Below are 15,154 nucleotides of genomic sequence, written 5' to 3' on the forward strand. Positions count from 1 at the left end.
CACCCGTAAGACTGAGCAAAGTCCCTGCTACTGTCGGTGCGAAAGCCCCGACCAGCAGGGGAACAGACGTCCTTTAAGGACCCGTCCGGCGAGGCGGGGAAGGAGTCGGCAGTGTCGTCACGTCCGCGTGGCGCGGCTGGTTCGGCCGGGGAGCGCGAGCTCCTGACGGCCGGCGATGTCGCGCGCACGATCGCCCGAATGGCCCATCAGGTCATCGAAAAGACCGCGAACGGTGCGGAGAGCACTACCCCGCCCGTGTTGCTCGGCATCCCGTCCCGGGGCACGCCGCTCGCGGCCCGCCTGGCCGGCAAGATCGGCGAGTTCTCCGGGGTCCGCCCGCCCACCGGCGCCCTCGACGTCACCCTCTACCGGGACGACCTCCGCCGCCGCCCGCCGCGCGCGCTCGAACAGACGCAGCTGCCGCCCGACGGCATCGACGACCGGGTGGTGATCCTGGTCGACGACGTGCTCTTCTCCGGCCGCACGATCCGGGCCGCGCTCGATGCCCTCCGTGATCACGGCCGCCCCCGCGCGGTGCAGCTGGCCGTCCTGGTCGACCGCGGCCACCGCGAGCTGCCGATCCGCGCCGACTACGTGGGCAAGAACGTGCCGACCGCGCGCACCGAAGGCGTGTCCGTCCTGCTGGCCGAGATCGACGGCCGCGACGCGGTGCTGCTGCGCCCGTCAGACGCACCGGGAGAAGAGTCTTGAAGCACCTGCTCGCCACCGACGGGCTCGACCCGGCGCTGGCCACCGCCGTGCTGGACACCGCCGACGAGCTGAAGCACACGCTGCTCGGCCGCGAGGTCAAGAAGCTGCCGACGCTGCGCGGCCGCACGGTGATCACCCTGTTCTACGAGAACTCGACGCGCACGCGGGTGTCGTTCGAGATCGCCGGGAAGTGGATGAGCGCCGACGTGATCAACGTTTCGGCATCCAGCTCCTCGGTCAACAAAGGGGAGTCCCTGCGCGACACCGCGCTGACGCTGGCCGCCGCGGGCGCCGACTGCGTGATCGTCCGGCACCCCGCCAGTGGCGCCGCCCAGCGGCTCTCGGAGTGGCTCGCCGAGCCCGGCACGTCGGTCGTCAACGCCGGTGACGGCACCCACGAGCACCCGACGCAGGCGCTGCTCGACGCGGCCACGCTGCGGGAACGCCTCGGCTCGCTCAAGGACCGCCGGATCGCGATCGTCGGCGACGTCCTGCACAGCCGGGTCGCCCGCTCGAACATCCACCTGCTCGCCGCCCTCGGCGCCGAAGTGGTGCTCGTCGCGCCGCCGACGCTGCTGCCCTACGGCGTCGAGAGCCTGCCGGTCACCGTCTCGCACGACCTCGACGCCGAGCTGCCCGCGGTCGACGCGGTGATGATGTTGCGCGTCCAGGCGGAACGGATGCACGGCGGCTTCTTCCCGAGCGCGCGCGAGTACTCGATCGCCTACGGCCTTTCGGAACGGCGCCAGAAGCTGCTGCCGGACCACGCGGTCGTCCTGCACCCCGGCCCGATGCTGCGCGGGATGGAGATCGCTTCGGCGGTCGCCGACTCCCCGGCCTCGGCCATCACCGAACAGGTCCGCAACGGCGTCCACGTGCGCATGGCGGTCCTCTACCACCTCCTGGCCAGCGAAGGAGCCGCCGCGTGACCACCGTGATCAAGGGCGCCCGCCCCTACGGCGAGGGCGACCCGGTCGACGTTCTCGTCGAGGACGGGGTGATCACCGCGATCGGCGCCGTCGCCGTCCCCGAAGACGCCGAAATCGTCGAAGCGAACGGTCAGGTGCTGCTGCCCGGCTTCGTCGACCTGCACACCCACCTGCGCGAACCCGGCCGCGAAGACACCGAGACCATCGACTCCGGCTCGGCCGCGGCGGCGCTCGGCGGCTACACGGCGGTGTTCGCCATGGCCAACACCGACCCGGTCGCCGACAACGCCGTGATCGTCGACCACGTGTGGCGGCGCGGGCAGGAGGTCGGCCTGGTCGACGTCCACCCGGTCGGCGCGGTCACCGTCGGGCTCAAGGGCGAGAAGCTCGCCGAGCTGGGCACCATGGCGAACTCGCAGGCCCGGGTGAAGGTGTTCTCCGACGACGGCCTGTGCGTCGCCGACCCGCTGCTGATGCGCCGCGCGCTGGAGTACTCGACCGCGCTGGACGTCGTCATCGCGCAGCACGCCGAGGAGCCGCGGCTGACCGTCGGCGCCCAGGCGCACGAAGGCGAGCGCGCGGCCCGGCTCGGCTACACCGGCTGGCCGGCCGCCGCGGAGGAGTCCATCGTGGCCCGTGACTGCCTCCTGGCGCTGCACGCGAACGCGCGGCTGCACGTCTGCCACGTCTCGACGTCGGGGACGGCGGACGTGCTGCGCTGGGCCAAGGACCGCGGCACCAAGGTGTCGGCCGAGGTCACGCCGCACCACCTGCTGCTCACCGACGAGCGCCTGGCCACCTACGACCCGGTGAACAAGGTGAACCCGCCGCTGCGCACGGAATCCGACGCGGAGAAGCTGCGCGCGGCGCTGGCCGAGGGCGTCATCGACTGCGTGGCCACCGACCACGCGCCGCACGCGGTGCAGGACAAGGACACCGAGTGGAGCGCGGCCCGGCCGGGCATGCTCGGGCTGCAGACGGCGCTGTCCATCGTGGCCGAGACCATGGTCCGGACCGGGCTGCTCGACTGGCGCGGCGTCGCCCGCGTCATGAGCGAGCGCCCCGCGGAGATCGGCAACCTGGCCGACCAGGGCCGCCCCATCGAGGTCGGCGAGCCGGCGAACCTCACGCTGGTCGACCCGGACGCCGAGTGGACCGTCCGGGGCGCGGAACTCGCCAGCATCGCCGCCAACACCCCGTACGAGGGAATGCGGCTCCCCGGTGTGGTGACCGCGACCCTGCTGCGCGGGCGGCTCACCGCGCGGGACGGGAAGGTCTGCTGATGGAACGCCTTTGGCTGGTGCTGGCGATCGTCGCCTTCTTCCTGCTCTGCCTCTGGGGCATGTACGTGGGCTGGCGGCGCAAGGCGCGCGCGCAGAGCGTGCAGGTGCCGCCGTTCCCGGAGATCCCCGCGGAACCGGGTGACGTCCTGCTGGAGTCCACCGGCGTCTACGTCGCCACGACGTTCGCGGGGGAGTGGCAGAACCGGGTCGTCACCCGCGGCGCGGGACTGCGGACTTCCGCGTCCTGGCGGCTGCACGACGGCGGTGTCGCGGTCGAACGCGGCGGCGCGCCCGGCTTCTGGATCCCGCGCGAGGCGATCACCGGCGTCCGCCGCGACTCGAAGATCGCCGGGAAGGTGATGGGAACCGACGCACTGCTCGTCGTCACCTGGCGGGCCGGCGAAACCGAGGTCGACACCGGCTTCCGCGGCGACGACCTCGACGACTACCCACAGTGGATCGAACAGCTCAAGATCAAGGGAGGTGCCCAGTGAACGCGCGCGCTCAGGCCGCACTGGTACTCGAAGACGGCCGGGTGTTCCGCGGCGCTGCCTACGGCGCGCAGGGGCGGACCCTCGGCGAGGCGGTGTTCTGCACCGGCATGACCGGTTACCAGGAGACGCTGACGGACCCGTCCTACCACGGGCAGATCGTGGTGCAGACCGCGCCGCAGATCGGCAACACCGGCTGGAACGACGAGGACGACGAGTCCTCGAAGATCTGGGTCAACGGCTACGTCGTCCGCGACCCCGCGCGCACGCCGTCCAACTGGCGCTCCCGGCGCACGCTGGACGAGGAGCTGGTGCGCCAGGGCATCGTCGGCATCGCCGAGGTCGACACCCGGTCGCTGACGCGGCACCTGCGCGAGCTGGGCGCGATGCGCGCCGGGGTGTTCTCCGGCGACGCGCTGGGCACGGTCGACGAGATGGTCGCCGAGGTGCTGGCGAGCCCGAAGATGGAGGGCGCGGACCTGGCCGGCCAGGTCACGACGCCTCGCTCCTACGTGGTTCCCGCGGAGGGCGAGACCCGGTTCCGGGTGGTCGCGCTGGACCTGGGCATCAAGTCCAACACCCCGCGCCAGATGGTCAAGCGCGGCATCGAGGTGCACGTGCTGCCATCCACGTCGACCTTGGACGAGCTGCTGGCGGTCGAACCGGACGGCGTCTTCCTTTCGAACGGCCCGGGCGACCCGGCCACGACGACGCACGCCACCGAGCTGACCAAGCAGGTCCTCGGCCGCGAGATCCCGCTGTTCGGCATCTGCTTCGGCAACCAGGTCCTGGGCCGTGCTTTGGGTTTGGGCACGTACAAGATGCGCTACGGCCACCGCGGCATCAACATCCCGGTGATCGACGTCGCGACCAAGCAGGTCGCGATCACGGCGCAGAACCACGGCTTCGCCCTGGAAGGCGAGCCCGGGCAGCGCTTCGAGTCACCGTTCGGCGCGGCCCAGGTCAGCCACTACTGCGCCAACGACGGCGCGGTCGAGGGCCTGCGGGCGTTCGACGTCCCGGCGTTCTCGGTCCAGTACCACCCCGAAGCGGCTGCGGGACCCCACGACGCCGCGCCCCTGTTCGACGATTTCGTTTCGCTGATGGAGAAGAAGGCCTGATGCCGAAGAGGACGGACATCCAGCACGTGCTGGTGATCGGCTCCGGGCCGATCGTGATCGGGCAGGCCGCGGAGTTCGACTACTCCGGTACCCAGGCCTGCCGGGTGCTGCGCAGCGAAGGCCTGCGCGTCTCCCTGGTGAACTCGAACCCGGCCACCATCATGACCGACCCCGAGTTCGCCGACGCCACCTACATCGAGCCGGTCACGCCGGACTTCGTCGAGAAGGTCATCGCCGAGGAGCGCCCCGACGCGCTGCTCGCGACCCTCGGCGGGCAGACCGCGCTGAACTGCGCCGTCGCGCTGCACGAGCGCGGGGTGCTCGACAAGTACGGCGTCGAGCTGATCGGCGCCGACATCGACGCCATCCAGCGCGGTGAGGACCGGCAGAAGTTCAAGGACATCGTCCGCACCGTCGGCGCCGACGTCCCGCGTTCCCGCGTCTGCCACGACATGGACGAGGTCCGCGACACCGTCGAGGAACTCGGGCTGCCGGTCGTCATCCGGCCGAGCTTCACCATGGGCGGGCTCGGCTCCGGCATGGCGCACACCCCCGAGGACCTCGAACGCCTCGCCTCCACCGGGCTCACCGAATCCCCCGTCACCGAGGTGCTCATCGAGGAGAGCGTGCTCGGCTGGAAGGAGTACGAGCTCGAGCTGATGCGCGACAAGAGCGACAACGTCGTGGTCGTCTGCTCGATCGAGAACGTCGACGCGATGGGCGTGCACACCGGCGACTCGGTCACCGTCGCGCCGACCATGACGCTCACCGACCGCGAGTACCAGGTGATGCGGGACGTCGGCATCGCCGTGCTGCGCGAGGTCGGCGTCGACACCGGTGGCTGCAACATCCAGTTCGCGATCAACCCGCGCGACGGCCGGATGGTCGTCATCGAGATGAACCCGCGCGTGTCGCGCTCCAGCGCACTGGCGAGCAAGGCGACCGGCTTCCCGATCGCCAAGATCGCCGCGAAGCTCGCCATCGGCTACACGCTCGACGAGATCCAGAACGACATCACCGGCGAGACCCCGGCGGCGTTCGAGCCCACTTTGGACTACGTCGTCGTGAAGATGCCGCGGTTCGCCTTCGAGAAGTTCCCGGGCGCCGACCCGACGCTGACCACGACGATGAAGAGCGTCGGCGAGGCGATGTCGTTCGGCCGCAGCTTCCCCGAGGCGCTCGGCAAGGTGATGCGGTCGATCGAGACCAAGGCGACCGGGTTCTGGACGCGGCCCGACCCCGAGGGCGTCACGCTGGAGTCCACTTTGGACTCGCTGCGCACGCCGCACGAAGGCCGGCTGTACGAAGTGGAACGCGCGCTGCGGCTCGGCGGCACCGTCGAGCAGGTGCACGAAGCCTCCGGCATCGACCCGTGGTTCATCGACCAGATCGCCCTCATCGGCGAGGTCGGCGCCGAGGTCCGCGACGCGCCGGTGCTGGACGGCGACCTGCTGCGCCGCGCCAAGCGCACCGGCCTGTCGGACCGCCAGATCGCCGCCCTGCGGCCGGAACTGGCGGGCGAGGACGGCGTCCGCGCGCTGCGGCACCGCCTCGGCGTGCGGCCGGTGTTCAAGACCGTCGACACCTGCGCGGCCGAGTTCGCGGCCAAAACCCCTTACCACTACTCGGCTTACGAGTCGGACCCCGACGCGCAGTCCGAAGTGGCCGTCCAGTCCGACAAGCCGAAGGTGCTCATCCTCGGCTCCGGCCCGAACCGCATCGGCCAGGGCATCGAGTTCGACTACTCCTGCGTGCACGCGGCGATCGCGTTGCGGGAGGCGGGTTTCGAGGCCGTCATGGTCAACTGCAACCCGGAAACCGTGTCCACCGACTACGACACGTCCGACCGGCTGTACTTCGAGCCGCTGTCCTTCGAGGACGTCCTCGAGGTCGTGCACGCCGAGCAGGCGTCCGGCACGGTCGCCGGCGTCATCGTCCAGCTCGGCGGCCAGACCCCGCTGGGACTGGCGAAGCGCCTGGCCGACGCCGGTGTCCCGGTGGTCGGGACGCCGCCGGAGGCCATCCACCTGGCCGAGGACCGCGGCGCGTTCGGCGAGGTGCTCACCGACGCCGGGCTGCCCGCACCGCGCTACGGCACGGCGACCTCCTTCGAGGGCGCCAAGCGGATCGCCGACGAGATCGGCTACCCGGTGCTCGTCCGCCCGTCGTACGTGCTCGGCGGGCGTGGCATGGAGATCGTCTACGACGAGGAAACCCTGGCCGGCTACATCAGCCGCGCCACGGAGATCACCCCCGAGCACCCGGTGCTCGTCGACCGCTTCCTCGACGACGCCATCGAAATCGACGTCGACGCGCTGTTCGACGGCGAGGAGCTCTACCTCGGCGGCGTCATGGAGCACATCGAGGAGGCCGGGATCCACTCCGGCGACTCCTCGTGCGCGCTGCCGCCGATCACGCTCGGGCACACGGACCTGCAGGCCGTTCGCCGCTCCACCGAGGCGATCGCCCGCGGCGTGGGCGTGCGCGGGCTCCTGAACGTCCAGTACGCGCTCAAGGACGACGTCCTGTACGTCCTGGAGGCCAACCCGCGCGCGTCGCGCACGGTGCCGTTCGTGTCCAAGGCGACGGCGGTGCCGCTGGCCAAGGCCGCCGCGCTGGTGATGACCGGTTCGTCGATCAAGGACCTGCGCCAGAGCGGCGTCCTGCCGGCCGAGGGCGACGGCGGGCAGCTGCCCGCCGACTCGCCGGTCGCGGTCAAGGAAGCCGTGCTGCCCTTCCACCGCTTCCGCACCCCCGAGGGCCACGGCGTGGATTCCCTGCTGGGCCCGGAGATGAAGTCCACCGGCGAGGTGATGGGCGTCGACGTCTCCTTCGGCAAGGCCTTCGCCAAGTCCCAGAGCGGCGCGTACGGCTCGCTGCCGACGTCCGGGCGCGTGTTCGTCTCGGTCGCCAACCGCGACAAGCGCTCGCTGGTGTTCCCGGTGAAGCGGCTGGCGGACCTCGGGTTCGAGATCCTCGCCACGTCCGGCACCGCGGAAGTGCTGCGGCGCAACGGAGTCGCCTGCACCGTGGTGCGCAAGCACTACGAGGGGTCGACCGAAGCCGAGCCGAACATCGTGGACGTCATCCTCGCCGGCGACGTCGACATGGTGATCAACACCCCTTACGGCAACAGCGGTCCGCGCGTCGACGGCTACGAAATCCGCACGGCCGCGGTGTCGCGCGACATCCCGTGCGTGACGACCGTGCAGGGCGCTGCGGCGGCCGTGCACGGCATCGAGGCCCTCATCCGGGGCGACATCGGGGTCCGGTCCCTGCAGGAGCTGCAGGCGGCGCTGAAGGCGAAGTCGTGACGGCGGGGGAGCGGTTCGGGGCGCGGCTGGCCAAGGCCGTCGCGGCCCGCGGCCCGCTGTGCGCCGGCATCGACCCGCACCCGGGCCTGATCGAGGCCTGGGGGCTCCCGGTGGACGCTTCGGGCCTGGAGCGGTTCGCGCTGTCCGCCACGGAGGTCCTGGCGGCCCGCACGGCGATCGTGAAGCCGCAGTCGGCGTTCTTCGAAAGTTTCGGGGCCGCCGGTGTCCGCGTGCTGGAACGGGTGGTGGAGACCGCCCGGGACGCGGGCGCGCTGGTGCTGCTGGACGTCAAGCGCGGCGACATCGGCTCCACGATGGCGGCGTACACGGCCGCGTACGTGGCCGACGGCGCCGCGATCGCGGCCGACGCCATGACCGTTTCGCCGTACCTCGGGTTCGGCTCTTTGGCCCAATGCGCCGAAACGGCGGTCTCCGCGGGGCGCGGCATCTTCGTGCTTGCTCGGACTTCGAACCCCGAAGCTGCCGCCGTGCAGAACGCGAAGCTGCCCGACGGGCGCACGGTGGGGCAGTCGATCGTCGATTCCGCGGCGGCGCTCAACGCATCCGCGGCACCGCTCGGCGATGTGGGGGTCGTCGTCGGCGCCACCGTTTCGCCGGGGGAACTCGATCTCTCGCGGCTGAACGGACCGGTGCTGGCACCCGGTTTCGGGGCCCAGGGAGCCACTGTGGCCGATTTGAAGGCGCTTTTCGGAGCGGGACTGCCGGGCGTGCTGCCCGCGTCGTCCCGCGACATCCTGAAGCACGGTCCGGAGCACCAGGCTTTGCGCCAAGCGGTCGAACGCGTCGCCGAAGTGCTGGCCGACCCGCAGGAAAACGGCCAATAGCAGGGGCCGGAACCCGGTCCCACCAGGCACCCCCGCATTGTGGCCGGTGCTCACGGGTGGGTACCGTCGCGTCACCCACCCAGATTTGAGAACTACCGGAGGAAAACGTGGCACTTCCCCAGCTGACAGAGGAACAGCGCGCTGCGGCGCTGGAGAAGGCCGCCGCCGCCCGCCGCATCCGTGCTGAGCTGAAGGAGCGGCTGAAGCGGGGCGGTACCACTCTGGTCGACGTGCTGAAGCAGGCCGAGGAGAACGAAGTCCTCGGCAAGATGAAGGTTTCGGCTCTGCTCGAGGCCCTTCCGGGCGTCGGCAAGGTCCGCGCGCAGCAGACCATGGAACGACTGGAGATCGCCCCCAGCCGTCGCCTCCGCGGCCTCGGCGACCGGCAGCGCAAGGCGCTGCTGGCCGAGTTCAGCGGCGAGTGAACGGCGACGGTCGTGACTACCCGGTGACCCCGGGCGCCGACCGCGGCGGTGAGCCGGTGACGGGGGACCTCCCCCGGCACCGGCTCACCGTCGTATCGGGGCCATCGGGGGTCGGGAAGTCGAGCGTGGTGGGCGAGCTGCGGAAGCTGGAGCCCGACATCTGGTTCAGCGTCTCGGTCACCACGCGCAAGCCCCGCCCCGGCGAGGTCGACGGCGCGCACTACCACTTCGTCGACCGCGCCGAGTTCGACGCGATGATCGCCGGCGGCAGGCTCCTGGAGTGGGCCGAGTTCACCGGCAACCGCTACGGCACCCCGCGCGAGCCGGTCGAGAAGGCCCTCGCCGAGGGCCGCCCGGCCGTCCTGGAGATCGAGCTGCAGGGCGCCCGCCAGGTCCGTGCGGCGATGCCGGAGGCCCGGCTGGTGATGCTGATGCCGCCGTCCTGGGAAGAACTGGTCGGCAGGCTCACCGGGCGCGGCACCGAGAACGAGGCCGCGGTGCAGGCCCGGCTGGCCGAAGCGGAGCGCGAGCTGGCCGCGGCGGGGGAGTTCGACCACCGCGTCGTCAACGCCGACGTGCGGGAGGCCGCCGAGCACTTGCTAAACTTGATTACTGATCAGCCTTCCGAAGATGCGGAGCACCACGAGTGACCACCCAGGTAGCCCTGACCGAAGAGCTCGAGGGCATCACCAACCCCCCGATCGACGACCTGCTCGAGAAGGTCAGCTCGAAGTACGCGCTGGTGATCTACTCGGCCAAGCGGGCCCGCCAGATCAACGACTACTACGCCCAGCTGGGCGAGGGCCTGCTCGAGTACGTCGGCCCGCTCGTCGAGCCGGGCCCGCGCGAGAAGCCGCTCTCGATCGCGCTGCGCGAGATCCACGGCGGCCTGCTCGAGCACACCGAGGGTGAGTAAACCCCGCGTCGTCCTGGGCGTGGGCGGCGGCATCGCCGCCTACAAGGCCTGTGAGGTGCTGCGCGGGCTGACCGAATCCGGTCACGACGTCCGCGTGGTCCCCACCGAAGCCGCGCTGAACTTCGTCGGCGCGGCGACCTTCGAAGCGCTCTCGGGGCACCCGGTGCACACCGGCGTGTTCACCGAGGTGCCCGAGGTGCAGCACGTCCGCGTCGGCAAGGAAGCCGACCTCGTCCTGGTCGTCCCGGCCACGGCGAACCTGCTCGCCAAGGCCGCCCACGGCCTCGCGGACGACCTGCTGACGAACACCCTGCTCACCGCCCGGTGCCCGGTCGCCTTCTTCCCGGCGATGCACACGGAGATGTGGGAGCACCCCGCGACCCGCGACAACGTGGCCCTGCTGCGCTCGCGTGGCGCGATCGTCACCGAGCCCGACTCCGGCCGGCTGACCGGCGTCGACACCGGCAAGGGCCGCCTGGCCAACCCGGCCGAGATCGTCGACCTCGCCAAGCTGCTGCTGGCCCGCCCGGACGCCCTCCCGCGCGACCTCGAGGGCGTCCGCGTCGTCGTGTCGGCGGGCGGGACGCGCGAGCCGCTCGACCCGGTCCGCTACCTGGGCAACCGCTCGTCGGGCAAGCAGGGCTACGCGCTGGCCCGCGTCGCCGCCCAGCGCGGCGCCGACGTCACCCTGGTCACCGCGCACACCGTGGCCCTGCCGGACCCGGCGGGCGCGACCGTGCAGCACGTGTCGACGGCCGAGGAGCTGCGTCAGGCCGTGCACGCCGCGGCCGAAAGCGCCGACGTCGTGGTGATGGCCGCGGCCGTCGCCGACTTCCGGCCGGCGAACCGGGCCGACCACAAGATCAAGAAGTCCGACGACCAGCCGGACCCGGTGATCACCCTGGACCGCAACGCGGACATCCTGGCCGAATTGGTGCGGAACCGGCGGGCCGGGCAGGTCGTCGTCGGTTTCGCCGCGGAAACCGGCGACGAGCACGGCAGCGTCCTCGACCACGCCCGCGCGAAGCTCAAGCGCAAAGGTGCGGACTTGCTGGTCGTGAACGCCGTCGGGGACGGCAAGGCGTTCGGCACCGAGGACAATTCGGGCTGGCTGCTAGGGGCCGATTCCACTGAAAAACCCCTACCTCTTGTGCAGAAAGCGGAACTGGCGTCCATGGTGTGGGACGCTGTTGTGAGCTTCATGAAGCGTTGACCGTCCCTGGAGCGATAGTCAGTACGCTTGCACTGGTAAGGGGTGCCTAACTTTCCGGGCATCCGACGTCTAGGTGAGGAAGTGACGGCCACCGTGACCGCGTCTAGCAGCAGATTGTTCACCTCGGAGTCGGTGACCGAAGGGCACCCCGACAAGATTTGCGACGCCATCAGCGACTCGATCCTCGACGGTCTCCTGTCGAAGGACCCGCGCAGCCGCGTCGCGGTCGAGACCCTGATCACCACAGGCCAGGTGCACGTGGCCGGTGAGGTCACCACCGAGGCCTACGCCGACATCCCCACGATCGTCCGCGACGTCATCCTCAAGATCGGCTACGACTCCTCCGCCAAGGGCTTCGACGGCAACTCCTGCGGCGTCAACGTCGCGATCGGCTCGCAGTCGCCCGACATCGCCCAGGGCGTCGACACCGCGTACGAGTCGCGGGTCGAGTCGGACGAGGACGAGATCAACCGCCAGGGTGCCGGCGACCAGGGCCTGATGTTCGGCTACGCCTGCTCGGACACCCCCGAGCTGATGCCGCTGCCGATCGCGCTGGCCCACCGGCTCTCCAAGCGCCTGACCGCGGTCCGCAAGGACGGCGTGCTGCCGTACCTGCGCCCGGACGGCAAGACCCAGGTGACCATCGAGTACGCCGGCGACCAGCCGGTCCGCCTCGACACGGTCGTCGTGTCCTCGCAGCACGCCGACGGCATCGACCTGGAGAAGATGCTCAGTGTCGACGTCAAGGAGCACGTCGTCGGCCCCGAGCTCGAGGGCCTGGGCATCGACACCTCCGGCGCGCGCCTGCTGGTCAACCCGACCGGCCGCTTCGTCATCGGCGGCCCGATGGGCGACGCCGGCCTGACCGGCCGCAAGATCATCGTCGACACCTACGGCGGCATGGCCCGCCACGGTGGCGGCGCGTTCTCCGGCAAGGACCCGTCCAAGGTCGACCGCTCCGCCGCGTACGCGATGCGCTGGGTGGCCAAGAACGTCGTCGCCGCGGGCCTGGCCCAGCGGACCGAGGTGCAGGTCGCGTACGCGATCGGCAAGGCGGCGCCGGTCGGCCTGTTCGTCGAGACGTTCGGCACCGAGACGGTCGACCCGTCGAAGATCCAGCAGGCCATCACCGAGGTCTTCGACCTCCGGCCGGCGGCGATCATCCGCGACCTCGACCTGCTGCGCCCGATCTACGCCCCGACCGCGGCGTACGGCCACTTCGGCCGTCCCGAGCTGGACCTCCCGTGGGAGAGCACGGCCCGCGCCGAGGCCCTGAAGTCGGCCGCCGGCGCCTGACCTGAAGTCCGTGAAGGCCTCCTTACCGGCTTTTATGCCCGGTAAGGAGGCCTTCACGGCGTTCGGCGTTGGGGGTGTCGGAGGGGTCTGGTAGAGATCAGTGGCGTGAGTAAGTCCGAGCCCGTCGCTCTCTGGGAGCTTCCCGAGAAGCCGCCTGCAAGCAAGGCGGCGCCTTCGCGTGCCCGGAAGAAGCCGAGGCCGGGGGAGAAGGCGAAAGGGGCGCAGTCGCCCGCGCCGGAGCGGCCGGTCGCGCGGATCGTCGTCGACATCCCGCTGGCCCACCTGGACCGCACCTTCGACTACCTCGTCCCCGAGAAGCTGCACGAGACCGCGGTGCCGGGCTGCCGCGTCCGCGTCCGGTTCGCCGGCCAGCTCGTCGACGGCTACCTCATCGAGCGCGGCGAGTCCAGCGAGTACGACCGGAGGCTGGCGTTCCTGGACCGCGTGACGTCGGCCGAGCCGGTGCTGCCGCCGTCGTTGCACGCGCTGTGCCGGGCGGTGGCCGACCGCTACGGCGGCACGCTGTCGGACGTCCTGCGCCTGGCGATCCCGCCGCGCCACGCGAAGGCCGAAGGCGAGCCGCCGCTCGCGCCCGCGGCCCCACCGGAGGCGCCGGACACCGAGGCCTGGACGCGGTACCAGCGCGGCCCGGCGTTCCTGGAGGCCCTGGCCGAGGGCAAGCCCGCGAACGCCGTCTGGCAGGCCCTGCCGGGCGAGGACTGGCCGCGCCGGCTGGCGGAGGCGGCCGGCACGGTCGCGGCCGCGGGCCGCGGCGCGGTGCTGGTCGTGCCCGACCACCGCGACCTGACCCGCGTGCACGAGGCGTGCGCCGAGCTGCTGGGCGAAGCAGCCGTGGTGGCGCTGATCGCCGGGCTCGGGCCGGCGGAGCGCTACCGGCGCTGGCTGGCGGTGCTGCGCGGCGCGGTGCGCGTGGTGGTCGGCACGCGCGCGGCGATGTTCGCGCCGGTCCACGACCCCGGCCTGTTCGTCGTCTGGGACGACGGCGACGACCTGCACCTCGACCAGCACGCGCCGTACCCGCACGTCCGCGACGTGCTGATGGACCGCGCGCACACGACCAAGTCGTCCCTGCTGGTCGGCGGCTTCGCCCGCACGGCCGAGGCACAGCTGCTGGTCGAGTCCGGCTGGGCGCAGCCGGTGCTGGCCGACCGCGCGGTGCTGCGGGCCGCCGCCCCGCGCGTCACCCCGGTCGGCGAGGACTTCGACGTCGCCCGCGACGAGGCCGCCCGCGTCGCACGCCTGCCGGCGGTGGCGTTCGAGGCCGCGCGCCAGGCGTTCGCGGCCGGTCACCCGGCGCTGGTCCAGGTCCCGCGCCGCGGCTACGTCCCGGGTCTGGCCTGCGGCAACTGCCGCACGCCCGCCCACTGCCGCCGCTGCGCGGGCCCGCTGGCGCTGCCGGGCGGCTCGATCGACGGGCAGCCGAAACCCCCGGCCTGCCGCTGGTGCGGCGTCCCGGAAACGGCGTTCCGCTGCAGTGCCTGCGGCTCGGTGCGGCTGCGCGCGGTGATCGTCGGCGCCAAGCGCACGGCGGAGGAGCTCGGCCGCGCGTTCCCAGGCATCCCGGTCCGCACCTCGGGCGCGGCGGAGGTGCTGTCCGCGGTCCCGGGCAAACCGGCGCTGGTGGTCTGCACGCCGGGAGCCGAACCGGTGGCCGAAGGCGGCTACGGCGCGGCGCTGCTCCTGGACGGCTGGGCTCTCCTCGGGCGCCAGGACCTGCGGGCGGCGGAGGAGACCCTGCGCCGCTGGATGGCCGCGGCCGCCCTGGTCCGGCCGGCTGCCGACGGCGGCCGGGTCATCGTCGGCGCGGAGGCAGGCCTGCCGGTGGTCCAGGCCCTGGTCCGCTGGGACCCGGCCTGGCACGCGGGCCAGGAGCTGGCCGAGCGCCGCGAGCTGGGCTTCCCGCCGTCGATGCGGATGGCGAGCGTCGAGGGCGGCTCGGACGCGGTCGCGGGCTTCCTGGCCGACCTCCCGCTGCCCGACACCGGCGAGGTGCTGGGCCCGGTCCCGCTGGGCGAGGTCGACGAAGACGGCAACGCGGAGCGAGAGCGGGCCTTGGTCCGGGTGTCCCGCGCGGACGGCAAGGCACTGGCGGCCTCGATCCACGCGGCGGCGGCCCGGCGGGACGCGAAGAAGGCGACGGAACCGATCCGCGTCCAGGTGGATCCGCTCGATCTCATCTGAGGCGGGTTGGGGCTTCGGCGGGGTCGTATGTGCGGCGACCTCGCTGGCTGCGGGTGTGGCTTGCCGGAACCGTGTGCGACGGGTTGGGGCTTCGGTGGGGTCGTATGTGCGGCGACCTCGCTGGCTGCGGGTGTGGCTTGCCGGAACCGTGTGCGGCGGGTTGGGGCTTCGGTGGGGTCGTATGTGCGGCGACCTCGCTGGCTGCGGGTGTGGCTTGCCGGAACCGTGTGCGGCGGGTTGGGGCTTCGGCGGGGTCGTATGTGCGGCGACCTCGCTGGCTGCGGGTGTGGCTTGCCGGAACCGTGTGCGGCGGCTTGGGGCTTCGGTGGGGTCGTGTGGGCGGCGGCTTCGCTGGCTGCGGGTGTGGCTTGCCGGAACCGTGTGCGACGGGTTGGGGCTTCGGTGGGG

Annotated in this window: 13 protein-coding genes; all 13 read left to right on the plus strand. The window is 71.8% G+C overall.

The window, feature by feature from the left end; genetic code table 11:
- Positions 1–111 precede the first annotated feature (111 nt).
- The 13 genes from pyrR (at position 112) to EIY87_RS43890 (ending at position 14,746) form a co-directional block, all read left to right on the plus strand.
- The gene (gene pyrR / locus EIY87_RS43830; RefSeq protein ID WP_125315892.1) at positions 112–711 is read left to right on the plus strand and encodes a bifunctional pyr operon transcriptional regulator/uracil phosphoribosyltransferase PyrR; all 600 of its coding nucleotides are present in this window, start codon (positions 112–114) and stop codon (positions 709–711) included.
- Positions 708–1,640 (plus strand): aspartate carbamoyltransferase catalytic subunit, encoded by a 933-nt coding sequence (locus EIY87_RS43835; protein WP_091308415.1) that lies wholly within the window; start codon positions 708–710, stop codon positions 1,638–1,640. Before pyrR ends, EIY87_RS43835 begins: the two co-directional genes overlap by 4 nt.
- Positions 1,637–2,923 (plus strand): dihydroorotase, encoded by a 1,287-nt coding sequence (locus tag EIY87_RS43840; RefSeq protein WP_125315893.1) that lies wholly within the window; start codon positions 1,637–1,639, stop codon positions 2,921–2,923. The genes EIY87_RS43835 and EIY87_RS43840 overlap by 4 nt, the downstream gene beginning before the upstream one ends.
- A complete protein-coding gene (locus EIY87_RS43845) occupies positions 2,923–3,417 on the plus strand; it encodes a PH-like domain-containing protein (protein ID WP_125315894.1) in 495 nt (164 codons plus the stop codon). Before EIY87_RS43840 ends, EIY87_RS43845 begins: the two co-directional genes overlap by 1 nt.
- A complete protein-coding gene (carA, locus tag EIY87_RS43850; RefSeq protein WP_125315895.1) occupies positions 3,414–4,535 on the plus strand; it encodes a glutamine-hydrolyzing carbamoyl-phosphate synthase small subunit in 1,122 nt (373 codons plus the stop codon). The genes EIY87_RS43845 and carA overlap by 4 nt, the downstream gene beginning before the upstream one ends.
- The gene (gene carB, locus EIY87_RS43855) at positions 4,535–7,849 is read left to right on the plus strand and encodes a carbamoyl-phosphate synthase large subunit (protein WP_125315896.1); all 3,315 of its coding nucleotides are present in this window, start codon (positions 4,535–4,537) and stop codon (positions 7,847–7,849) included. The genes carA and carB overlap by 1 nt, the downstream gene beginning before the upstream one ends.
- The gene (gene pyrF / locus EIY87_RS43860) at positions 7,846–8,694 is read left to right on the plus strand and encodes an orotidine-5'-phosphate decarboxylase (RefSeq protein WP_125315897.1); all 849 of its coding nucleotides are present in this window, start codon (positions 7,846–7,848) and stop codon (positions 8,692–8,694) included. The genes carB and pyrF overlap by 4 nt, the downstream gene beginning before the upstream one ends.
- A 107-nt stretch (positions 8,695–8,801) precedes the next feature.
- The gene (gene mihF, locus EIY87_RS43865) at positions 8,802–9,119 is read left to right on the plus strand and encodes an integration host factor, actinobacterial type (protein WP_003096398.1); all 318 of its coding nucleotides are present in this window, start codon (positions 8,802–8,804) and stop codon (positions 9,117–9,119) included.
- Positions 9,116–9,769: a guanylate kinase gene (gene gmk / locus EIY87_RS43870; protein WP_125315898.1), complete on the plus strand. Its 654-nt coding sequence runs from the start codon at positions 9,116–9,118 to the stop codon at positions 9,767–9,769. Before mihF ends, gmk begins: the two co-directional genes overlap by 4 nt.
- Positions 9,766–10,035 carry a DNA-directed RNA polymerase subunit omega gene (rpoZ, locus tag EIY87_RS43875; protein ID WP_013224624.1) on the plus strand — a complete coding sequence of 90 codons (270 nt, stop codon included), beginning with the start codon at positions 9,766–9,768 and terminating at the stop codon, positions 10,033–10,035. Before gmk ends, rpoZ begins: the two co-directional genes overlap by 4 nt.
- On the plus strand, positions 10,028–11,248 hold the full coding sequence (gene coaBC, locus EIY87_RS43880; RefSeq protein WP_191984495.1) for a bifunctional phosphopantothenoylcysteine decarboxylase/phosphopantothenate--cysteine ligase CoaBC: 1,221 nt from the start codon (positions 10,028–10,030) through the stop codon (positions 11,246–11,248). Before rpoZ ends, coaBC begins: the two co-directional genes overlap by 8 nt.
- A gap of 93 nt (positions 11,249–11,341) precedes the next feature.
- A complete protein-coding gene (gene metK / locus EIY87_RS43885) occupies positions 11,342–12,544 on the plus strand; it encodes a methionine adenosyltransferase (protein WP_163046904.1) in 1,203 nt (400 codons plus the stop codon).
- A 105-nt stretch (positions 12,545–12,649) separates the two neighbouring features.
- Positions 12,650–14,746, plus strand: coding sequence for a primosomal protein N' (locus EIY87_RS43890; RefSeq protein WP_125315899.1), 2,097 nt, complete (start codon positions 12,650–12,652; stop codon positions 14,744–14,746).
- The last annotated feature ends 408 nt before the right edge of the window (positions 14,747–15,154 follow it).

This window comes from Amycolatopsis eburnea, assembly GCF_003937945.1.
Lineage (GTDB): Bacteria > Actinomycetota > Actinomycetes > Mycobacteriales > Pseudonocardiaceae > Amycolatopsis > Amycolatopsis eburnea.